This is a genomic window from Bartonella bilalgolemi, from assembly GCF_023500045.1.
GTDB classification, from domain to species: Bacteria; Pseudomonadota; Alphaproteobacteria; order Rhizobiales; family Rhizobiaceae; genus Bartonella; species Bartonella bilalgolemii.
The window spans coordinates 45,714-69,377 of sequence record NZ_JAMCOF010000010.1 but is presented as its reverse complement, the minus strand read 5'-3'; the positions used below and the strand labels follow the sequence as shown (position 1 = coordinate 69,377).

The following is a 23,664-nucleotide window of genomic DNA, read 5'->3' as shown; positions in this document are numbered from 1 at the left end:
TATAGCGATGATTACTCCCATAACCGCGTATAAAAAAGCTTGTCTTTCTATTGTTATCAGCCTCATTCGAAGCATTTTCTATGATTTCCAAAAGTTCGTGTTGATTGCTCATATCTACTAAACCTGCGTGAAATAAAGCATGAGGTAAAAGCAAATAACTTGGTAGTTGTGGCACAACTGCTGGCACTCTTGGACCTGGTTCTGGCGCTGGTGGCATTGGCACCGGCGCTGGTGTTGGCACTGGTTTAGGCGCTGGTGGCATTGGCGCCGGCGCTGGTGTTGGCACTGGTTTAGGCGCTGGTGCTTCTGGCCTTGGTGCCGGTGCTGGTTCTGGTTTTGGCACTGGTTTAGGCGCTGGTGCTTCTGGCCTTGGTGCCGGTGCTGGCTCTGATGCTGATTTTGGTGTTGCTGGTTCTGGTTTTGGCACTAGTGGTGGTGGTGAGATATATTCACTCTGCAGACGATAATCCCAAAAATTACTTCCATCACCATTAACTAACTTTTGATCAGAAGCAGCCTGACCACGAGAAGAACTTGGACCATAAGCAAAAAGACCATACCTATAAGGTAAACCATTGATTGTAATATAATCTCCTTCTAATTTGAAGGAATGTTCTTGTGCCGTACCGGAAACCTGAATAAGGGAAATACCCTGAGTGTTCCCATTCTTCCCTATATCACCTTTCGAACCTCCATTTTGACCAGTAATATAAACAGTGGTCGTACCGGACACATCGCCATGAATCAAAAGCCTATCAGTCTTTTGGTCATTAATGTTATTTTCTTTACTAATAAAAACATTCAAGTGAAGCTTTGCATCATTCGTAGCACTATAAACAACGCCCGATCCTTTTCCAACATTAAGTGTTTGATAAACAATATTTTTTGGTGTATCAAACTGAACAATACTATGATCCAGTTTTAAAGATGTTATAAACCATGCGCTGTTATTCAAATGTCTTTGATTGGTAAAATTGTTATTTTTTCTTGTTGTTAAAGTCCAGGTTGAATTATTCTTCAAACTAAAATTTGCAAGAGCTCCATTAGCAATAGAAACACCCCCTTTTAGGATGGACTGATCAGCTTGAATTTCTATAACGCCTCCCTGAGCTTGTAACAAAAGATCACCAGAGATATTGGAATTTTTTGATAATTTAACAATGGATTTTTTCTCATGGGTATCAAAATTCCTCATTAAAGAATTTTGTTTAGTAATATAAATAGCCGGATATGTCTCAGCTGTAATGGTTGAGTTTTCAATATCGACTTTTTCCTCCACAATACTTCTATCTACAGCCTGATACATTGCTATACCATAAGTATTAGAAACAGAAATTTGCCCATCCTTTAAAAAAATAGACCCTCCTGTATCTAGATACAATCCACCTCTATCATCTGTTTTTCCCTTATCATAATTGTTTTTTCCAGTAATTATCACACCATATAAATCAGCGTGTCCTTGTTCCCTTACAAGCACCCCAACTCCATCTGTAAAATCAATTGACCCATTAATCATTTTAAGCTTACTGTTATTATTAGCAATGTATATCCCTAATGAATCATAAGGATACTGTTTACTTCCACCATTCTTCACTGTAATTTTTACATTAGTTAAGAAAATATTACCCTGAGACTCCTTATCTATTCCAGCACCAATACCAAAAACATTTATTGACCCATTCATCATTGTGATTTTGGAATTACACATCCTACTAGAAGAACATCCAGCATATAAACCCATATTAGCACGCTGCTCCTTCCCTTCCCTCAATGTAATATGCACATTCTCTAACTCGACTCCTTGGCTACTCCACGAGCTTACTCCTATACTCCTTTCATCATAATTCAAATTAATTGTTCCACCCACCATTTTGATTGCGCCATTTTCACTAGCGGAAAGGCCTTCTGCCACTTCCTTAATAATCGAATCCTGCAAAATAACTTTTCCATTTTCTTTTGCAGACACACCTGTTTTAGAGTTAGTAATAGTAATGTTCTTCGCATTAATAACTGTACCTGTTTTTTCTGCGAATACCGCTCGAGAAAATGAAGAACCTTTCTGTTCATTTGATTGATAGGTCTTATTCGTAAAAGTATGTGTTTTACCATCAGAACATTTAAGAAAAGGACTATTCTCTGAACAATCTTTCAGTTCAGATGTCGCATTAACATCTATATTTTGCAAAAAGAAAAAAGCACTTGTAGTACAAGCACAAACGTAAGTATAATTTTTAAAAACTTTAAGCATAGTTTTGCCTCAATTTTTTCCTTCCAATCAAAATTAACATCTCGAAAGATATATTATAACAACTAAAAAGTGTATTATTATATCTTTACGCGTACATTAATTTAACACATTATGTGTTCTATTTAATACGTTATGTATTTTATGTAAAGCAAGAAATAAATCGTTAGCTATTCTTAACTTAATCAACTATACTATTTTGCAAGAAACTAAACTTTTTCATGCTCGATCATAATCGATTACCTTAGTTCAACTTTCTATGCAAAAATCATTACTCTTTACTTGAAAATGGATTTGTGCCGTATCAAGGTATAATGGCACAACGCTTTATTAAACAGGAATAAAAATCAGACACTTTTTACTTTGTAGAAAAAAATTCACATCGAATACATAACTGATTGTGCCGAACTGACACAAAAATTTTCAAATCTTATACCATTTTAGCTATTTTTTATAATAATATTTTGAGTATTTAGACCTTTTTAACCAACTGTATGCCATACTCGAATAAAGTTTCGAATGTATCCTCCGTATCTCAAATTGCAAATTACACAAATGAAGAAAAAGAGGTGTAAATATGAAACATTTTATTTGGTTTCGTCTTTTTGTACTCCTATCATGTGTATTAATGACAGGAAAGCTTCTATTTGGCTCTCTTGCTTTTTCACATCCACAAAAACTCAATCAAAATTTAGGCCCTAGTGGTTTACCGCTTCCACGATTCGCTTCAATAAAATCCGCTCGTGTTAATATGCGTATTGGACCAGGAAATAATTATTCTATTATCTTTACTTACCAAAAACAGGGACTGCCTATTGAAATTATCCAAGAATATGATCAATGGCGCAAAGTTCGTGATGCAGAAGGAGATGAAGGATGGATTTACCAATCACTATTATCAGGAAAACGAACTGCAATAACTATTCCGTGGCAAAAGGATAAAGTACACAGACTCATGTTACGTAAAAATCCAGGAGATAATGAGAAAATTGTGGCAGAAATAGAACCTAATATCATTGGTAATATTCGCCAATGTAATGGAATCTGGTGCGAACTAGATATCCGTAACACTCGTGGCTGGCTTCATCAAAACCAATTATGGGGAATTTATCCTGACGAAAAAATTAAAAAAGCTTAAACTATCAGCATTTAATTTTTATTCTTCACACAAACCTTTGAAGTCCTAAAATTAAATAGAACTCTTTGGCCTTAAACGAATGATTAAATCGACATGCGAAATTTCCATATCGTTTGGCGGTTGAGGGAGATTTTCAATGATAGGAGAACCTTCTAAATTACAAGGAATATCAAGAATACGATTTTCACCCTCAACATAGAAATGATAGTGATCAGATGTATTCGTATCAAACCAAGTTTTCGAACCTTCTACAGCAATAATCCGTAATAAACCTGCTTCTGTAAACTGATGAAGAGTATTATAAACTGTTGCCAAAGACACAGGTATACCTAATTTAACTGCCTCTTCATATAACTCCTCAGCAGCAACATGGCAATTACCTTGAAAAAAAATCATATTAGCAAGTTCTAATCGTTGACGCGTTGGTCGCAAACCATTTTTACGCAAATGCTCTTTTAATTCAGATAACGAAAGGCAATTCACAACTTTCTTACGATTTCTTATAAATCGTTCTTTTTTATTCAATCTCAAGTCATCAGCACTCATTGGAATATTATAAATCGTCCTACATGCATATGCAAGTTTGGTTTGGAATTTAAACACAATGAAAAAACAAGATAATAAATATCTTAAATGATAATCTTTATGTAACAAGAAACACAAAAAACTTTTTGTCACCCTAAATAATACAAAATCATTTCCCTCTCCTGACAATTTGCTTTAAAAGTAGATTAGGATAGAGGTATAAAAAGAAATATGGAAATAACAATGGCTAAACGAAAGTCTCACTACACTTATGAAGAGCTTTTAAACTGCACTCGCGGCGAAATGTTTGGTAAAGGTAATGCACAATTACCTGCACCTCCAATGTTGATGATTCACCGAATCACTCAAATCAGTGAAAGTGGTGGAAAATATGATAAAGGGGTAATTTGTGCTGAATTTGACATTACTCCAGACTTATGGTTTTTTGATTGTCATTTTATCAATGATCCTGTCATGCCAGGGTGTCTCGGTTTAGATGGTATGTGGCAATTAACGGGTTTTTTTCTTGGATGGTTAGGTGAACTAGGAAAAGGGCGTGCTATTTCAACAGGAGAAGTAAAATTATCAGGCATGGTAACTCCGCAAACCAAATTGCTTCAATATGAAATAAATTTTAAACGTATTCGACGTGGACATTTGGTTTTAGGAATAGCGGATGGATGGTTAAAAGCAGATGGAGAGACAATTTATAAAGCCAATGATTTACGTGTTGCTTTGTTTAAAGAAAGTTAGACATTCTTTCAACAAGATAAAAATATTTTGTTACTCTATAGGAAACAAGGAGGTATGAATGCGTCGAGTTGTTGTAACCGGAATGGGTATTATCTCCTCAATTGGAAATGAACTTCAAACTGTTTTAACGAGTTTATATGAAGCGAAATCAGGAATTTCCTATGCACCCAAGCATGCTGAATTAGGTTTCCGGAGTAGAGTACACGCTAAACCAGATATTAACGTAGAAGAATTTGTTGATCGGCGAGCTATGCGTTTTCATGGTTATGGAACAGCATGGAATCAAATTGCTATGGATAGAGCAATTGCTGATGCGGGTTTAGAACCTAATGAAGTATCAAATGAATATACTGGTATTATTATGGGCTCTGGAGGACCATCAACTCGATCAATTGTTGAAGCCGCTGATCTTACACGTCAAAAAGGCCCAAAGCGAGTTGGACCTTTTGTTGTGCCCAAAGCAATGAGTTCTACAGCTTCAGCAACTCTCGCAACCTTTTTTAAAATTAAAGGGGTCAACTATTCAATTTCCTCAGCTTGTGCTACATCCAATCATTGTATTGGAAATGCTTATGAGATGATACAATACGGCAAGCAAAAGCGCATCTTTGCAGGTGGGTGCGAAGATTTGGATTGGACATTATCTGTTTTATTTGATGCTATGGGTGCTATGTCCAGCAAATATAATAATACACCAGAAACAGCTTCACGTGCTTATGATATTAATCGTGATGGATTTGTCATTGCTGGTGGAGCTGGTGTTTTAGTTCTTGAAGAACTAGAATTAGCTAAAGCACGCAGTGCAAAAATTTACGGAGAAATTGTTGGTTATGGTGCTACATCCGATGGTTATGATATGGTCTCTCCATCTGGTGAAGGAGCAGAAAGATGTATGCGTATGGCTCTTGCAACCATAAAAAATAAAATTGATTATATTAATCCTCATGCAACAGCAACAATCGTTGGTGATTCTTCAGAAATAGATGCAATTCGTCGTATTTTTGGAGTAGGAGATCAATGTCCACCCATCTCTGCCACAAAGTCTTTAACTGGACATTCCTTAGGTGCAGCAGGTGTTCAAGAAGCAATTTATACACTGTTAATGATGAATCATAATTTTATTTGTGAGAGCGCTCATATTGAAGAAATTGACCCAGCTTTTGCCGATATGCCAATCATTCGTAAACGTCTCGATAACCAAAAACTTAATACCGTATTATCAAACACTTTTGGCTTTGGTGGTACCAATGCAACGCTTGTTTTCCAACGCTATACATAAGCAGGAACTCTTAGTGTATTGAAACTAGCATAGTCTTACGGAGAATAATATGAAAGGTTTGATGAAAGGCAAACGTGGTCTTATTATGGGGATTGCAAATGACCATTCGATTGCTTGGGGTATTGCATGTCAATTAGCAAATGCAGGAGCTGAACTGGCTCTTACATATCAAGGAGAAGCTTTTGGAAAACGCGTTCAACCACTAGCAGAAAAACTTGGTTGTAAATTATTATTAGAATGTGACGTTGAAAAAATTGAAAATATCAATCGCACTTTTGAATATCTTGAAAAAGAGTGGAAAACTATTGATTTCGTTGTTCATGCTATTGGTTTCTCAGATAAAACACAATTAAAGGGACGTTATGTTGACGTGACAACACGTGAAAATTTTAATCGTACAATGGTTATTTCAGCCTATTCCTTTACTGAAATTGCTCAACGTGCCGGTAAACTCATGCCTAATGGCGGTGCATTAGTAGCACTTACTTATGGAGCTTCACAGAGAGTCGTTCCTAATTACAATGTCATGGGTATAGCTAAAGCAGCTTTAGAAGCTATGGTGCGTTATTTAGCTACAGATTTTGGACCTCAAAATATTCGCGTCAATGCAATTTCAGCTGGACCTATTCGGACTTTAGCTGGTAATGGCATTGCATCTGCACGAGCAATCTTTTCATATCAACGTCGTAATGCACCTCTACGCCGTACTGTAAATATTAATGAAATTGGAAACGCGGCTCTTTACTTGCTCTCTGATTTATCATCAGGTGTTACAGGTGAAATTCATTATGTTGATTCAGGCTATAATATCTTGTCTATGCCAACACTTGAAGAACTAAAACAAAGCGAAGAAACTCAAGAAAATAAAAACTCATACAACGAAAAATAGTAGAAGTGTCTATTGTAAAAAACTATAAAGTTGGAAAAATATTTTAAACTTCAAAGACGTATTTAATAACATATACTAATACTAAAAAGCAAAATTATAAGCTTTAAAATTAAAGCGCTTTAATTTTAAAAAGATAGCAGTTTTGACAATTGATTTACTGATTCCTTTGCCTCAAAAAGTTGCTCTATTGATCTGAGACCTCAGGAATATTTTCTATTATTTCTAAAGTTTTAGAAGGCTGTTCGATTGATTCTGGTACATCAATGAATCTTTCTTCTGATATAGTTGCATTTATATCCGGTTCAATAATACGCCCCGAGCTGCCCATCATATTATAATTCAAATGAGAAATCGCCCACCAAGTACCACCGATGATAATGAAAACACACATAGCTGCAAACAATAAAGCTGCTAGATTCCACTTAGCATCTGGACCAGAATTCAAATGCAAAAAGAAAACAATTTGTATAATAATTTGTATAAGTGCCATCCCAATAAGATAAATAACTTTCGTACTGATGGCCCAACTATCTAATAAGCCATACATTACAGGAATAAAAGAGCCTAAAGTAAAAAGAACAGATAAAATAAAGCCAACTAAATAAGAACTAATACTTGGATCATGATTTTTGTCATACATACTCATTACAGTGCCCCCAGCAAATAAACCATAGTGAAAACACCAATCCAAACAATATCAAGTAAATGCCAGAAAATTGAGAGACATGTCAAACGCGTCTTATTATCCTGATCCAAACCACTGCGATGCAAATGAAAAAACATTACAACCATCCACAGTAAACCAACACTCACATGAAGGCCATGAGTACCAACCAACGCAAAAAATGCTGACCAATAAGCGGATAGAACATTTTTCCCAAAAGATTTTACACCTGTTGCAGGATCAACACCAGCATAAGCATTAGGATCGTAATAGAACACTTCATTGAGCAGTTCATAAAATTCATAAATTTCCATTCCAACAAAGCATAATCCAAGCACAAAGGTAATTGCCAACCAGACACGTAACTTAGCAAGATATCCCTTATGAGCATAACCCATAGCAAACCCATAAGTAATTGATGACAATAATAAAATTGCCGTTTCAACCAAAACAAAATTTAAATTAATAAACTCATTACCAGCTTTACCTCCTCCATAAGAAGCAGAGAATACAGCAAAACTCGAAAACAATGTTGAGAACAAAATTAAATCTGAAAGAATGTAAACCCAAAACCCAAATATCATTATCGAACTATTGTGATGAGCGTAGTGATATTCGTCCGTGCATACATGATTCATTGTCGTCGCACTCATACTTTTACCTCTTGTTTTTCTAAAACAGCTGTGAAGATATCTTCTGTTTTTTGCACCTCTTCAGCTGAAATATAATAACCATGATGATCACCCATTAATGAATGATAAATAATTGTCGCAATAAAGCAAACTAACCCAAGAATAGCTAGCCACCAAATATGCCAAACAAGAGAAAAACCAACAATTAATGAGAAAAAGCCTGCAACAATTCCAGCTGATGTATTTGAAGGCATATGAATTTTTACAAACCCACTTGTCGGACGCTGATAACCTTTCTTTTTCATATTCCAATAGGCATCCTCACTCCACACCTCTGGAATAATTGCAAAATTATAAGCAGGAGGAGGAGAAGAAATAGACCATTCAAGTGTTCGTGTATCTCCCCAAGGATCATTTGATGTTACCGGCAAATGCCCTTTATGCTTAATACCATACCAAATTGCTAAAACTATTTGTAATACAAAACAAAGTATACCAAGAAGAATAATAAAAGCACCTACTGCAGCAACCATAAACATCGGCTGCCAACCTGGCTCAATATAATGCTGAAGACGACGCGTAGCACCCATTAACCCAAGTATATAAACTGGAAAGAAAGCAAAGTAAAAACCAATAAACCAGCACCAGAAAGATGCAATACCTAATATACGATTTGGTTTAATGCCAAAAACTTTTGGAAACCAAAAGGCTAATCCAGCTAAATAGGCAAAAACAACACCTCCAATAATCGTATGATGAAAGTGAGCAACTAAAAATAAAGAATTATGAAACTGCCAATCAGCAGGAACAATCGACATCAAAACACCCGTCAATCCACCACCAACAAACGTAAAAATCATCCCCATGCACCAAAGCATTGGAGGTTCAAAACGAATCCGACCCTTATACATAGTCAGTAACCAATTAAAGACTTTAACACCCGTCGGAACTGCAATGATCATCGTAGCAATACTAAAGAAGGTGTTCACAGCTTCACCACCTCCCATTGTAAAGAAGTGATGTCCCCAAACAAGCATTGAAAGAACCAAAATCACTATAATTGCCCATATCATTGAGGCATAACCAAAAAGGCGTTTTGAAGAAAATGTTGAAACGATTTCCGAAACAATTCCAAAGGCAGGGATAACTAAAACATAAACCTCTGGGTGACCAAAAACCCAAACATAATTAATCCATACCATTGGGTTTCCACCAGCAACATTAGTAAAAAAATTCATGCCTAAATAACGGTCAGCTGCCAAGAGTACAAATGCAATAGCTAAAACAGGATAAATAACTAAAATAAGAATATTACTAACAAAAGCCGACCAACAAAAAATAGGCATTTTCATCATCGTCATTCCAGGAGCACGCATTTTAATAATGGTTGCCACAAAATTGACTGATCCCATAGTTGTTGCAATGCCAGAAAGCTGAAGAGACCACAAATAATAATCCACTCCTGTATCTGGGCTATTTTGTAATTCTGAGAAAGGTGGATACATTAACCAACCACCACGACCAAAATTACCAATTCCAAGCGATATATTAATTAATACTGCGGCCGCAACTGTGATCCAAAATCCTAGATTATTCGCAAATGGAAATGCAACATCACGGGCACCAATCTGAAGTGGTATAAGATAATTGAAAAGACCAAATAAAATTGGTGTAGCCATGAAGAAAATCATAATCACACCATGTGCTGAAAAAATCTGATCAAAATGCTCAGGAGGTAAATAACCTGCTGCTTCACTCCCAAATGCTAAAGCCTGATGTGTTCGCATCATAATCGCATCAGCAAAACCACGAACAAGCATAATAATGCCGAGAATGATGTACATAATACCAATTCGTTTATGATCAACAGTTGTAATCCAATTTCGCCAAAGAACTTTCCACCAACCAAGTATTGTTAAAGCAATAGCAACAGCTAAACCGCCCAAAACAATTGCAATACATGTATAAAGAACGATTGGCTCATGTGCAAGTGCATGAAAAGCAGCCGCTGTAGGATCTGTAAGTCTTCCAAACATTTTCTACCCTATATAAAATGAATTCTAATTGAAAAGAATCCTTATTTAAAAATAGTTCCTTTTTCGATTAACTATTTCCTAAATAGCACTTGAATCAAAAACTGAACAAAGTGCACCCCAAAGCGTCTGAGCAGCAGCCCGCTTCATTAAATCTTCATTACAGATGACATTTCCATCAACACATCGATTGACAATACGATAATAAAGCTGTTTTTCAACAGGGGCAAAATAACGTACTTCAGCATCTTTTTCTTTCGCAGCAATATCCCCCATAAGAGGAGAAACAGAAAGTTGACGATAAGACAGACGATCAAGCTTCTGACCATTTGCCCGAACTTTAGCAACCCAATTATCGAAATCATTCAATGATACAGAATGCCATCGAAAACGCATATTCGCAAAACCATCGCCACTATAATTTGCTGAACTTCCATTGAAGATCCCTTGCTTATCAGCCATTAAATGTAATTTAGCATTCATCTGCGGCATAGCATAAAGAACTGTACCAAGTTTTGGAACCCAGAACGCATTAACAGAGCTCTCTGATGTTATCTGCAATAACACTTGACGACCTTGTGGTGCATAAATTTCATTAACCGCTGCAATGCCATATTCAGGATAAATAAATAACCACTTCCAGTCTAGCGCTACAACGTCCACTTGCAAAGGCTTTTCTTCACCAACAACATCCGTAGGAAGAGCATTTGAGGGCTCAAGTTTATAAGTGTAATAGGCTGTCAATAGCCCTAAAACTGTCACAATAATAACTGGAATACTCCACATAAAAGCTTCAATTTTATTTGAGTGTCCCCAATCCGGTAAATAATCTTCCGTCGTTTTTGAAGCGCGATATTTTATAGCTAAAAAAACCACTGCAATCATTACTGGAATTACAACGCACAACATAACAAGAACACATAAGATAATTAAAATAAGCTGTTGGCGCGCAACATATCCCGCAGGCTGAAGAACATCAATTTTACAACCAGATAAAAGTAATGCTATCCACAAAACCCCGAGTATCTTTATTTGTTGAATAAAGTCTCTCATTCCTATCTTCCCCGTACATGCCCCTAGCAGTTGCCATAATATACAGTAACGACATTTCTTAAACGTGTCTTACTTATTCAAATAAAAATTATCAAGTAAATTTTAAGATAAGTATATTGATATTAACCAATTTTAGCATTTTAAATTATATTTAAACTGTTTCGCAATATATTCAAGTGCAAACCAATAGCCTCACAACCGCATCTGACAATAACCGCATTTATTGCTGTAAAAACATAAAAACAACAACAAAAAGATTCACGTTGATAAATATTTGATAAATGAACTTCTTCTATTGGTTATTGGTCCTAGAAATATTTTAATGCATCAAAAACTGTAAAAGACGTACTACTATAAACAATTAGATTGATAATCAATCTGGTACTCACTCCAATACCTGTTTATCTCCAATCTACTAATTGATCTTCACAATTACTTTGATAAAAAGTGTAATGTTATTACAAATCCTATTACTCGATTTTTACATAATCTTTCAATATCTCCTAAAGTCGTAGTGCTATAAATTTCTAGCTTATGTTTACCAAAAAAGTTCAAATTAGAATCATACAAAACCGTTATAATCATAAACATGATGCGCTGCGTTTTATTACAATTATTGATACATTGTTTATTGTAATAAAATGCCATTTTCAATTTCAAAAAACTCTGCCCGTCCCTTTAAAGAATCAAACAAAATATGATCTGTTCCTGTCATAAATGCCTGCCCACCTAAATCATCAAGAATATCAAATAAAGCAGCACGCCGATGGGAATCAAAATGAGCAGCTATCTCATCGAGAAGGAGAATAGGCGTCATCTTAGATATCGTACTTGTTAAACGTGCATGACACAAAACTAATCCTGTTAATAAAGCTTTTTGTTCACCAGTTGAACAAAATGTCGCATCCATATTTTTATCTGCATAAAAAACTTGCAAATCTGTACGGTGTGGACCTTCTAATGTTCGCCCAGCAGCACAGTCTATCGCACGGTTGTTGCGCAACCGATACAAAAATTGTTCTTCAACTTCAATAGCGGATGTTTCCCTAAGTGCTTTTTCCAAAAAACCATTAACTTGTAAAAAAGCTCTTGGAAAAGGTATACAAGAAGAAACTTGCGCAAACATATCATTCAAAAGCTGAATAACATCAACCCGTGCCGCTGCAATGGCTGTTGCAAGTTCAGCCATTTGCACCTCTAAAGCATCTAACCAAGCATGATCGTCATTTCTATCTAAAAATAAACGATTGCGCGCACGCATAACTCTATCATAATCTGCTATACGACGGCCATGCAAAGAATCAATAGATAAAACCATACGATCTAAAAAACGGCGCCGATCAAGCGCAGGTCCTGTAAAAAGTCCATCCATAGAAGGTGTCAATATACTAATATGGCAATAGTCCATTAAGCAATCGCTTGCCTCATTTACACCATTAATATGTACTTTCCTACCACCGTCATTAACTTCTAAAGCTGTACCAATATTTGCTTCACCATAAAGCGCACACTGAAGACGAGCAAATACAACAAACCCTGTACCACTTCCCTTAGAACAACGGATATCAGAATAAGCCGCACGTCGCAAACCACGACCAGGAGAAAGAAAAGATAGTGCTTCTAAAAGATTAGTCTTGCCAACGCCATTACGACCTGTCAAAATGACATGTTGACCTAATAAATGAAGAGCTAAAGAACAATAATTACGGTAATTTTCTAATTTCAGTTGTCTGACAGCCACTTTATGTATATGGCTAGCACTACATCGCAAAATGCACCATCCTTAAACACGAATAGGCATCAGCACATAAAGTGCATCTGTATCACCATTTCCACGAATCAACGTTGGCGCTCCAGAATCAGCAAACGTAAAAATCATTTCATCACTTGAAAGTTGTGCTGCAATATCCAAAAGATATCGTGAATTGAAACCTATCTCAAGCGGATCAAATGCATAATCTGCAACTAACTGATCTTTTGCACTTCCTGAATCAGGATTATTCACCACAAATTTTACAAGTCCTTTTTCGATCATCAATTTTACTGCACGCCCACGATCGCTTGAAATTGTTGAAACACGATCAACTGCAGAAGAAAAATCTTGCCTATTGATAATCAATTTTTTATCATTTTTTAGTGGAATAACACGTTGATACTCTGGAAATACTCCATCAATTAGTTTTGATGTTAAAATTACAGACCCAACAGAAAAACGAATCTTTGTATCTGAAAGCTCTATACACACATCATTATCAGCTTCTTCCCCAAGAAGTTTTTGCAACTCTCCTACGGTTTTACGAGGAATGATAACACCTGGCATACCATCAGATCCCGAAGGTGCTTCTATATCGACCTGTGCTAAACGATGACCATCAGTCGAAACTAAACGCAACTTCGAAATATCATCAACAATGATATGAAAATAAATACCATTCAGATAATAACGCGTCTCTTCAGTAGACATAGCAAACTGCGTACAATCAAGTAAATATTTCAATTTTGACGCTAACAAAGAAAAACGACAACTAAACTGACCTGGAAGCGATTCCGGAAAATCTATCTTAGGAAGACATTGAAGCTGAAAATTAGTACAACCAGAGGTAACAGACATAGTACTTGCCTGATTTTCATCAACGTCTAAAATAACCTCACTATCGTCAGGAAGTTTGCGAACAATATCATAGAACAAATGCGCTGGGACAGTTATTGCCCCGCCTTGTTCAATATTGACTGAAGAAGATTCTGTAATTTCTAGATCGAGATCTGTTGCTTTTAATTGTATCCTTCCACCACTTGCATCTATCAATACATTTGACAAAATAGGGATAGTATTACGACGCTCCACAATACGGTGAACACGACTAAGAGATTTAAGTAGCTGACTGCGACCAATTGTAATGCGCATAAAAATCCCTGTTTATAATTTTTACCCGAAATAACTATAGGAATTCGACAAACCAAAAGTAATCAATTAACTTACAATTGCTATATACTCAAATTTTAATAAACTTCTTTTAAAATAGCAAGATTTTAATACAAACCAAATTATTATTTTGGTCAATCTTCTTTGATATCGTTAACAATAAGAAAAAGACTATAAATACTACGCAGCATGTTCTCCTATTAATCGCTTAAGTAGCTCAAGCTCTTTAGCCAAAGTCTGATCATCACAAACCAAATCTTCAATTTTACGTACAGCATGTAAAACAGTCGTATGATCACGCCCCCCAAAACGGCGTCCAATTTCAGGTAATGAACGAGGTGTCAAAACTTTTGCCAAATACATTGCAACTTGCCGCGGTTTAACAATTGTACGTGTTCGACGATTAGACAATAAATCCTGCCTAGAAACATTATAATGACGTGCAACAGTACGCTGAATTTCCTCTATCCGTATGCGTTTCGATTCACCTGAACGTGTCAAATGACCTAATAATTCATCAATCCGTTCTAAAGATAAATCAATTTCAAAAGATTGACGGAATAACAACTGGTTAAAAGCTCCTTCAATATCACGACCTGATCCTAAAACCATTTTAGCAATATATGCTAAAATCTCATCAGAAATCATAATCATATTATCATCTTGCTGTGCAATTTTTAACCGTTGACGCAACATTTCCAAACGCATCTCATAATCCGGTGTTTCAATTTCAAGGGCCACACCTCCTTGAAGACGAGAACGCACACGAAGATCAAGTGATTCTAATTCTGCCGGCGGACGATCAGCAGCCACAATAACTTGTTTTGCACTATCGAGTAACATATTAAGCAAATGGCAAAATTCACGTTGAATTGACTTCCCTTGTAAAAATTGCATATCATCAATAATTAAAAGATCAATGTCACGTAACTGCTCTTTAAATGAAAGAGCATCATTATCACGAATGGCCATAGCAAAACGCCACATAAAATATTCAGCGGTCAAATAAATAACCCGCGCAGATGTCAAGCGCTTGAGTGCAGCTGCTGCGATAGCCTGAAGCAAATGTGTCTTTCCTAAACCAACAGATGCATAAATAAAAAGGGGATTAAAGCGTAAAGAACTTTTATGTCCTTCTGCAATCGAGCGCGCTGCCGCCAACGCAACACGATTCGAAGCACCTTCAACAAAATTTTCAAAAGTATAGCGAGAATCAAGCGGAGAACCAAAAATACCCACTTGAGTGCTCTTAATTGATTGCTCAGCATAACTATCAACTAAAGGAGAAAAAGGCTGCTCTTCAGGAACAATAACAACTGAGCTTTTATTAGATCTACATACAGGATCTTTTGAAACACGTTCCATACTTCTAACAATAACTTCAACACGAAGAATTGCTGAATTCTCCTGCTGCCATAAAGTGGTTAAAAGAGCGCTATAATGGTTATTGATCCACGAACGTAAAAATGCTGTAGGAACAGAAAGTTTCACAAGATTACGATTATATTCAGCAAGTTTTAAACGGCCAAACCAACTCGTATAAGCCTCAATGCCAATATTGGCTTTTAACTGTGCCATTACACGCGCAAAAGCAGCAGCACCTTCTTCCTCTGAAAAAACAAGAGGTTCTAAAGAGTTAACTACCCCTTTTGTCTTCATCATTTCATTTATCATACTCTCTGTCGATAGGATATCCACTGAAACCTTTTTAAAGGAACTAGATTTAGAATTCAATTTATTCACCATTTTTCATCCCAAAAAAAACTATAATCTTGCCCTACCAAACAGCCAAAACCTGCTCAGCGAAGGCAGAGACACACCCTTCCCCAAATAAGATTATTCATCCTCCCCTTAGGATAGCTCTAGTACAATCCCACTAACAAAGATGATCAATAAGATTTATCTTGTTTGATTGCATGATATGCTTTCTGAAATTGAAAACATATCAATAATGAAAACTAAAAAACCCCGCTAAAAGACTGCTCAACATTCGCTCACGTACAGAGAGCATAAGATAAAGCACTCTCTATACAACGTAATATAGAATACTTACCTGATGTAAACCTTGCGTATTTTCAATTTTCATAAGAACCATACAAAACAGCACAGGTAAAATGCAAGAGGCTAAAATGAAATCAAAAGGTCATAAAAAACGACTATAAATTTGTATTTGCAAAAAGAAAATGAAAAAGACTATTGATTCAAATAACTTTTTTTTTTTAAATTTACGGATAATTAAAGATTTCATGTATTAAAAATAAAAAATAAAAAAAGCTTGACAAAAAACGACTCTATCAAAATCCACAACACTTGTGGATAACTATCCAAATCTAAAAAAATAATAATACTTTTTGGGAAGTAATCACTAAATCGCCCTCCTGAAAAAAAATGAATCAAAAAAACCAGCATCGATTTATATGCTGGTTAATAAGCGGAGCTTGATTATATAAATTTAGTGTAATTAAGCCTTAAGAGCTTTTAAACGTTTGGCCAAACGCGAAACTTTTCGGGCAGCAGTGTTTTTATGAAAAACACCTTTAGAAACCGCACGCATAATCTCAGGTTCAAAATTTTTAAATGCTACCTCAGCAAACGCCTTGTCGCCACAAGCTAAAGCATCATCCAATTTACGCATAAAAGTACGGACACGCGAACGACGGGCCTTATTAACCTGCGTACGCATTGCGATCTTACGGACAGCTTTTTTAGCTGAAGGTGTATTCGCCATAAATATATCTCTCTTAACTGATCAGTATAAATAGTTTAAACTATACCGATACTGAAACAAACAATTACAAGCTATAAACTGCTCACTACCCGTGAACTTATAACTTAACATTAAAGCTAACGTCAATTAATTTTTCAAAAATAAGTATAAAATTAGTAAAGCCCTTCCTCAATCTCTCACTTTTAAATATATACTCCCAATATAGGTAAATTGGTTCAATATTAGCTAAATTATTTAAACTGCTAAATTACGTAAAACGTATTGCAAAATACCACCATGACGTAAATAATCTAATTCATCTTCAGTATCAATACGACATAATAATCGTACTTTCTTCTCTGTGCCATCAATAAAAGTTATTGTAAGTGTTATCTTTTGACGAGGCTTCAAATCATTGATTCCTTCAATTGTTATTTTCTCACTTCCCTTTAATCCTAACGATTGCCAACTTGTACCTGATTCAAAAACAAAAGGAATAATTCCCATACCAACAAGATTAGAACGATGAATACGCTCAAAAGACTGAGCAATTACTGCTTTTATACCAAGAAGATAGGCACCTTTAGCCGCCCAATCTCGAGACGATCCATTACCGTATTCAACACCAGCAAACACAACAAGGGGAACTCCCTCTTGTTTATATGTCATTGCTACATCGTAAATAGATCCTTCCTTTTCTGACGGATAATGAACTGTATAGCCCCCTTCACGGCCATTTTCTCCAAGAATAAAATTACGAATTCGGATATTTGCAAAAGTCCCACGCATCATAACTTCATGATTTCCACGACGCGTTCCATACTGATTAAAATCAGCGACTTTAACACCATGATCAGTCAAATATCTTCCTGCAGGCGAATCAAGCTTAATAGAACCGGCAGGTGAAATATGATCAGTTGTGATTTTATCACCAAATAAACCTAAAATCCTTGCATTTTTAATATCTGCTAATGCACTAGGAACTTTAAGCATATTAGCAAAGTAAGGAGGATTACGCACATAAGTTGACTGATCATCCCAAGAGTAGGTAACACCAGCTGGAACCTGAACTTTCTGCCAATTTTTATCTCCCTTAAATACATCCGCATATTTCTCAATAAAAATCTTACGGGTGACATTTTGTTCAATAAATTCTCCTATTTCTTTAGAAGTTGGCCAAATATCTTTTAAGTAAACAGGTTGACCATCTAAACCTATACCAAGAGGCTCCTTCGTTAAATCTTTACGCACTGTTCCTACTAACGCATGCGCAACAACCAATGGAGGTGAAGCTAAATAATTTGCTTGCACATCAGGTGATATACGTCCTTCAAAGTTACGATTACCTGAAAGAACTGCTGCAGTAATTAAACCATTATCGTTAATGACTTTAGAAATAGCTGGTAACAAAGGACCAGAATTCCCAATACATGTCGTACATCCAAATCCTACTAAATTAAATCCTAACACATCTAAATCTTTTTGAAGACCTGAATCAAGAAGATAAGCTTCAACCACCTGCGATCCCGGCGCAAGAGAGGTTTTAACCCATGGTTTACTCCTGAGACCTTTTGCTACAGCGTTACGCGCTAAAAGACCAGCCGCAATAAGAACACTTGGATTTGACGTATTTGTACAAGAAGTGATGGCAGCAATAACTACATCTCCATGACCAATTTCATACTCTTTATTCTCAACCTTATAACGATCATTTCGCTTACTGATTTTTTTATAATCATCAACCAGTGCTTGCTCAAAATCTTGTCCAACATTTTCTAATGAAATACGCCCTTCTGGACGCTTTGGACCAGCCATAGAAGGTACAACATTTCCCATATCTAATTCAATTATATCACTAAAGATAGGATCCCCAACCCTTTCATCATGCCACATTCCTTGTGCCTTAGAATAAGTTTCCACCAAAGCAATGCGATTTTCATCACGTCCTGTCATATTAAGATAACGCACTGTCTCTTTATCGATGGGAAAGAAACCGCAGGTTGCGCCATATTCCGGTGCCATATTTGCAATCGTAGCACGATCAGAAAGTGTCATATGTTTTAGTCCAGGACCAAAAAATTCAACAAATTTACCGACGACACCTTTTTGGCGTAACATTTGCGTAATTAGAAGTACTAAATCAGTCGCTGTTACGCCTTCTTTAAGTTCGCCCGTTAAACGAAAACCAATCACTTCAGGGAGCAACATTGAAACTGGTTGCCCCAACATTGCGGCTTCTGCTTCAATACCACCAACGCCCCAACCCAAAACACCTAAACCATTAACCATGGTTGTATGGGAATCAGTTCCTACACATGTATCAGGATAAACTGTCTGACAACTACTATCACCTCTTATCCACACGCATTGTGCTAAATATTCCAGATTCACCTGATGGCAAATCCCTGTACCAGGAGGCACAACACGAAAATTTTTAAATGCTTGCTGTCCCCACTTCAAAAAACGATAGCGCTCACCATTACGTTCATATTCATATTCAACATTTCTCTTAAATGCCTCTGAATTACCAAAATCATCAACAATAATTGAGTGATCAATAATAAGATCAACAGGAATAAGTGGATTGATTTTTTCAGCATCCCCTCCGAGCTTATCCATGGCATCTCGCATAGCAGAAAGGTCAACAACAGCCGGAACGCCTGTAAAGTCTTGCATTAGAACACGTGTAGGGCGATAAGCAATTTCCACACCAGAATGCCCTTTATCATTTAACCACTGAGCGACATTCAGAATATCTTCTTTCTTGACTATGCGACCATCTTCAAACCGCAACAAATTTTCAAGAAGAACTTTCATCGAAAATGGCAAATGAGAAATCCCTTCAAGCCCATTCTTTTCTGCTTCAATTAAGCTGTAATAAATGTATTCTTTGCCATCAACACTTAAAATTTTACGACAATTAAAACTATCAATTTGAGACATAACTGTTCACCCTTAAGTATTACAAACCACCCCATTTCTCAGAACGAACAATGCAAACTGCAGGTCAAGATCGCAGCTTGATGCGGGTACAACCATTTCCGCTATTCACTCCCCGCTCTTTTATCGGTAAATTTAGAGAGTGGCCTCAAACCCGTCCCAAACCGACTGCTGGCGTAATATGCGCCTTATAAAACTATTTCTAGAACTATTCTAGTTACAATTTCATAAAAAAACGTATTTTTTTACTTTTATTATGTAATAAAAATCAAAAAATAATAGAATAACAGGTTATTATTATGGTGTTATCGGGTAAAAATCTAACGGTACATAGAAATGAAAAAATTTTATTTCAAAATCTTTCTTTTTGTTTATCCACACAACAACTCATGACAATCACAGGCCCAAATGGTATTGGAAAATCTACATTATTGCGAATCATTGTCGGCCTTTTCAAAGCTACTGAAGGTGACTTAAAGTTAGAGAACAAGGGAAAAATATATCCTTTGGCAATCGCATGCCACTATCTCAGTGCTCAAAATGCCATGAAATCCTCCTTATCCGTTATTGATAATCTAAAATTTTGGGCGGAATTTTACGGACAACATTTCTACCATCCCCATGATGCTCTTGCAGATATTGGTCTTTCTGATCTCGCGCATTTACCTTTTAATATTCTATCAACTGGACAAAAAAGACGTATAGCCATCGCTCGCCTGCTCCTTTCTTATCGCCCTATTTGGGTTCTAGACGAACCAATATCTGGCCTTGATCACCATGCTCAAGAGATTTTTGCGACATTGTTTCAACGTCATCTCAATCAAGGAGGGATGATTATTGCAGCAACCCATATTTCTCTCGGTCTAAAAGAACACCATGTCATTGCCTTAGAGCATTTTTATCCTCTTAGGAAAAAATAAAATGAAAGCACTATTTTGGCGCGACCTTAAATTAATTTTAGCATCACAAACTTCTTTATTAACAGGTCCTTTATTTTTCATCGCCATCATTATCATAACTCCCTTTACCCTCGGAACAGATCCAAATACTCTCACGCGAATAGGCCCAGGCGTATTATGGCTAAGCGCTCTTCTCGCAGGATTACTCAATCTTAATAAACTTTTTCAAACCGACTGCGATGATGGAAATCTCGATCAACTTATTCTTTGTGGTCAAAGAAAAAGCTTAACATTTATTGTTTTTATCAAATGTCTTGCGCATTGGGCAGGAACTATGCTCCCTCTTATTTTTGTCACACCTATCGCAGCATTTATGCTTCATTTAGATACTCTAATAACCTTTACAACAATTTTAACCCTTGTATGTGGAACACCTGCTTTCATTTTCATTGGTGCAATTGGAGCAGCTTTAGCCACATCATTATCGCATAATACAATGCTCATTTTTATTATTATTTTGCCATGGACAATTCCAATTATAATTTTTGGCGTTACAGCTGCCACAGCTCCAATAACATCAAAAGTTTCTTTCCTTACTGCTCTAGCTTTTCTGTTTGCTTTTTCACTCTTTTTTGGTCTTTTCAGTTCTTTTGTAACAGCTATAACACTCAAGTACTTATCAGAATAATAAAAGATAATTGCTTCCAAGCAAAAATCTGCCTATTATAAATTTATGAATGAATTATCGCGAAAAAAAACGAATTTTTTCCTCGCAAATCCAACTCGCTTTATGGAAATAAGTAGTGCTATTTTACCTTGGTTAACCAGTATCACATTATTTCTTCTTATATTAGGTCTTGTTTTGGTTGTATATTCTCCTGATGATTATCAACAAGGTGTTACTGTCAAAATTATGTATATTCACGTTCCGTTTGCCTGGTTATCTACTTTTTGTTACATTACAATGAGTGTTGCTGCATTAGGAAGTCTGATCTGGAGCCATTGTCTTGCTGATATAGCACTAAAATGTGGCGCATCCATTGGGACGATCTTTACAGCTTTAGCACTCATAACAGGAGCACTTTGGGGGCGTTCTACGTGGGGAACATGGTGGGAATGGGATGCCAGATTGACATCGGTTTTAATTTTGTTTTTTATCTACCTTGCGATTGTTACTCTTGCTTATTCTTTTGATAACCAAATCAAAGCTGCGTATGCTACAGCAATTTTAACATTAGTTGGATTAGTTAATATTCCTATTATCAAATTCTCTGTCAACTGGTGGAATACACTTCATCAACCAGCATCACTTTTACGTGCGAATGGTACAACTATTGATCATGCTATGTTATGGCCTCTTATAACAATGATGTTTTGTTTTACCTTTATGTTTATTGTATTATACTTAATGGCTATGCAAAATGAAATTACCCACCGCCGTATTAAAACACTTCAAATCAAAGCAGCTTATCATCCTCAACATCAGGACTCTCCGTCATGCTTCAACTAAATCATGCTCAAAATGAAACTTTTGGAAATTTTATCCAGCGAATTGATTTTTTTCTTGGAACTCTACATCATGGGCAAATTGTTGCGTTAAGTTATATGCTCTCTGCAAGTGTTCTATTTTGTTTTATTGGATGTATCCTTCATAAAAGTGCGCGCCAGAAAAAAATTCTGAAACAGCTTCAAATAAAAGAAAAAATTTGGAAAAAACAATACAATGAAAATCATCCTTCTCAGAGCTAAACAAAGCATATCTTTGTTTATCTTATTGAAATCTTTGTATCCATTTTTCTTTTCTTCTTCTGGTTATATTCTTCTTTAACTCTACAGAAAGAAAAAATTCCCATGACATTTCTTTAATCTTTTGGCAATCCTTTTAAATTAATTGGTTTTGATGCTTCAGGTCTTACAGCTATTAACTGAGCTATACATAGATCACCGAAAACTTTTATCTTAAATAAAGACAATATCATCATCGGCAAACACACGGGCCCTCTCACGAAGAAGCTATATAACTACAAAAAAGATCATTCCACATTCATATTAAGGCAATTTTCCCATTGATATAGCTTAAATTATAAAGCAAGACTTTGTCTATTTACACATATCATATTCTTACTCTTCGTCTTTCTGATACTGGTTGAAATGCTATTTTAGCATGAAAATCACAATAAGGACTACTTTCGCTAGAATCAGCACCACAGAAATGAAAGTTGGATGATAAAGGATCTCCAACAGGCCATCTACACGTATTTTCATTCAATTGTAAAAGATTAAGATTACGCGACATAGGTACAACTACATTTGATTTTTCAGGAGCATTTGCTTCTGTTGCATTCTCAGTAACAAACTCTTGTCTTAAATTTGTTGCTTTAGAATTTTCAGAAGAGCAGTTTTCTTGTAACATAGATGATGTTGCACGACGCATCCGCGATGTTGATGAATTAATACCTGTTAATACTTTTTGTGCACGTGATACTACTTGTGTTGTTTTACCACGTCCTGGTAATTTCAACCGGTGTACCTTACCAATCACAGCATTTCTACTGACTCCACCCAACTGTACTGCAATTTGACTTGCACTCAGACCTTCACTCCAAAGCCTCTTAAGAAGTTCAACGCGTTCACATGTCCAACCCATACTAGAACCCCATTCCAATTATCTCATCGAAAGGCTTTTAACTGCATCTTCGCATATTTTATATATTCGACAGCTCAATAAAAACCTTTTAACTTAACCAATCGCAGAATTTACAAATAGAAATCCAATTTCGTTTATTTACTCAAACTATAATATGCAATGACTCTATGACAAGAGTTATTATATTTTGATAACGTTCTTTTAAAACGTTTTCCCCAACTTGCAAACAAATCATAGAAAAAAATTTTAACTCCAACTTTTTCATATAAAGATACCTTTTTGAAACCTTAATTGATTTTTTATTAATTAGCACGATAGTCTATTATAATGAAGCAAA

At 36.0% G+C, this 23,664-nt stretch carries 20 protein-coding genes and 1 pseudogene; 8 read left to right on the top strand and 13 right to left on the bottom strand.

The genetic code is table 11. From position 1 onward, the window contains the following. On the bottom strand, positions 1-2,248 hold a 2,248-nt coding region (locus tag M4Z11_RS06035), incomplete at its 3' end, for a hypothetical protein (protein ID WP_249677557.1). Positions 2,249-2,822: 574 nt separating this feature from the next. Between M4Z11_RS06035 and M4Z11_RS06030 the strand changes: the two genes are divergently transcribed. Then, positions 2,823-3,383, top strand: a complete 561-nt coding sequence (locus tag M4Z11_RS06030; RefSeq protein WP_249677554.1) for an SH3 domain-containing protein — start codon at positions 2,823-2,825, stop codon at positions 3,381-3,383. A 51-nt stretch (positions 3,384-3,434) separates the two neighbouring features. On the opposite strand, the gene irr is transcribed toward M4Z11_RS06030, so the two are convergent. Further along, positions 3,435-3,929: a Fur family transcriptional regulator Irr gene (irr, locus tag M4Z11_RS06025; RefSeq protein ID WP_283772524.1), complete on the bottom strand. Its 495-nt coding sequence runs from the start codon at positions 3,927-3,929 to the stop codon at positions 3,435-3,437. A 222-nt stretch (positions 3,930-4,151) separates the two neighbouring features. On the opposite strand from irr, the gene fabA reads away from it, so the two are divergent. From fabA to fabI, 3 genes are read left to right on the top strand one after another with little or no spacing between them, the layout of a single operon-like run. Continuing rightward, complete coding sequence (gene fabA / locus M4Z11_RS06020; protein ID WP_249677551.1) at positions 4,152-4,661, top strand: 3-hydroxyacyl-[acyl-carrier-protein] dehydratase FabA; 510 nt, start codon at positions 4,152-4,154, stop codon at positions 4,659-4,661. Between the two features lie 58 nt (positions 4,662-4,719). Next, entirely contained in the window at positions 4,720-5,940 is a 1,221-nt protein-coding gene (gene fabB, locus M4Z11_RS06015; RefSeq protein ID WP_249677547.1) for a beta-ketoacyl-ACP synthase I, read from the top strand. Between the two features lie 49 nt (positions 5,941-5,989). Further along, entirely contained in the window at positions 5,990-6,829 is an 840-nt protein-coding gene (gene fabI / locus M4Z11_RS06010) for an enoyl-ACP reductase FabI (RefSeq protein WP_249677544.1), read from the top strand. Positions 6,830-7,013: 184 nt separating this feature from the next. On the opposite strand, the gene cyoD is transcribed toward fabI, so the two are convergent. The 10 genes and pseudogenes from cyoD to acnA form a co-directional block, all read right to left on the bottom strand. Beyond that, positions 7,014-7,475 carry a cytochrome o ubiquinol oxidase subunit IV gene (cyoD, locus tag M4Z11_RS06005; RefSeq protein WP_249677541.1) on the bottom strand — a complete coding sequence of 154 codons (462 nt, stop codon included), beginning with the start codon at positions 7,473-7,475 and terminating at the stop codon, positions 7,014-7,016. Then, complete coding sequence (locus M4Z11_RS06000) at positions 7,475-8,146, bottom strand: cytochrome (ubi)quinol oxidase subunit III (protein ID WP_249677537.1); 672 nt, start codon at positions 8,144-8,146, stop codon at positions 7,475-7,477. The genes cyoD and M4Z11_RS06000 overlap by 1 nt, the downstream gene beginning before the upstream one ends. After that, entirely contained in the window at positions 8,143-10,161 is a 2,019-nt protein-coding gene (cyoB, locus tag M4Z11_RS05995) for a cytochrome o ubiquinol oxidase subunit I (protein WP_249677534.1), read from the bottom strand. The genes M4Z11_RS06000 and cyoB overlap by 4 nt, the downstream gene beginning before the upstream one ends. 78 nt (positions 10,162-10,239) lie before the next feature. After that, positions 10,240-11,211 (bottom strand): ubiquinol oxidase subunit II, encoded by a 972-nt coding sequence (cyoA, locus tag M4Z11_RS05990; RefSeq protein ID WP_249677532.1) that lies wholly within the window; start codon positions 11,209-11,211, stop codon positions 10,240-10,242. A 132-nt stretch (positions 11,212-11,343) separates the two neighbouring features. After that, positions 11,344-11,802 (bottom strand): annotated as a pseudogene (locus tag M4Z11_RS05985) (type II 3-dehydroquinate dehydratase). Between the two features lie 37 nt (positions 11,803-11,839). After that, entirely contained in the window at positions 11,840-12,982 is a 1,143-nt protein-coding gene (recF, locus tag M4Z11_RS05980) for a DNA replication/repair protein RecF (protein ID WP_249677530.1), read from the bottom strand. A 12-nt stretch (positions 12,983-12,994) separates the two neighbouring features. Then, the gene (dnaN, locus tag M4Z11_RS05975) at positions 12,995-14,116 is read right to left on the bottom strand and encodes a DNA polymerase III subunit beta (protein ID WP_249677528.1); all 1,122 of its coding nucleotides are present in this window, start codon (positions 14,114-14,116) and stop codon (positions 12,995-12,997) included. 198 nt (positions 14,117-14,314) lie between these two features. Further along, on the bottom strand, positions 14,315-15,880 hold the full coding sequence (gene dnaA / locus M4Z11_RS05970) for a chromosomal replication initiator protein DnaA (protein WP_249677526.1): 1,566 nt from the start codon (positions 15,878-15,880) through the stop codon (positions 14,315-14,317). A gap of 715 nt (positions 15,881-16,595) precedes the next feature. Then, entirely contained in the window at positions 16,596-16,862 is a 267-nt protein-coding gene (gene rpsT, locus M4Z11_RS05965) for a 30S ribosomal protein S20 (protein WP_249677525.1), read from the bottom strand. 234 nt (positions 16,863-17,096) lie between these two features. After that, positions 17,097-19,784, bottom strand: a complete 2,688-nt coding sequence (gene acnA / locus M4Z11_RS05960) for an aconitate hydratase AcnA (RefSeq protein WP_249677523.1) — start codon at positions 19,782-19,784, stop codon at positions 17,097-17,099. Positions 19,785-20,080: 296 nt separating this feature from the next. On the opposite strand from acnA, the gene ccmA reads away from it, so the two are divergent. From ccmA to M4Z11_RS05940, 4 genes are read left to right on the top strand one after another with little or no spacing between them, the layout of a single operon-like run. Further along, on the top strand, positions 20,081-20,701 hold the full coding sequence (gene ccmA / locus M4Z11_RS05955; protein ID WP_249677521.1) for a heme ABC exporter ATP-binding protein CcmA: 621 nt from the start codon (positions 20,081-20,083) through the stop codon (positions 20,699-20,701). 1 nt (position 20,702) lies between these two features. Then, on the top strand, positions 20,703-21,368 hold the full coding sequence (ccmB, locus tag M4Z11_RS05950; protein ID WP_249677519.1) for a heme exporter protein CcmB: 666 nt from the start codon (positions 20,703-20,705) through the stop codon (positions 21,366-21,368). 45 nt (positions 21,369-21,413) lie between these two features. Next, positions 21,414-22,190 carry a heme ABC transporter permease gene (locus M4Z11_RS05945; protein ID WP_249677517.1) on the top strand — a complete coding sequence of 259 codons (777 nt, stop codon included), beginning with the start codon at positions 21,414-21,416 and terminating at the stop codon, positions 22,188-22,190. Further along, a complete protein-coding gene (locus M4Z11_RS05940) occupies positions 22,178-22,429 on the top strand; it encodes a hypothetical protein (RefSeq protein WP_249677515.1) in 252 nt (83 codons plus the stop codon). Before M4Z11_RS05945 ends, M4Z11_RS05940 begins: the two co-directional genes overlap by 13 nt. Positions 22,430-22,793: 364 nt before the next feature. Here M4Z11_RS05940 and M4Z11_RS05930 read toward each other — a convergent pair whose 3' ends face one another. Continuing rightward, positions 22,794-23,327: a GcrA family cell cycle regulator gene (locus M4Z11_RS05930; RefSeq protein ID WP_249677513.1), complete on the bottom strand. Its 534-nt coding sequence runs from the start codon at positions 23,325-23,327 to the stop codon at positions 22,794-22,796. Positions 23,328-23,664: the final 337 nt, after the last annotated feature.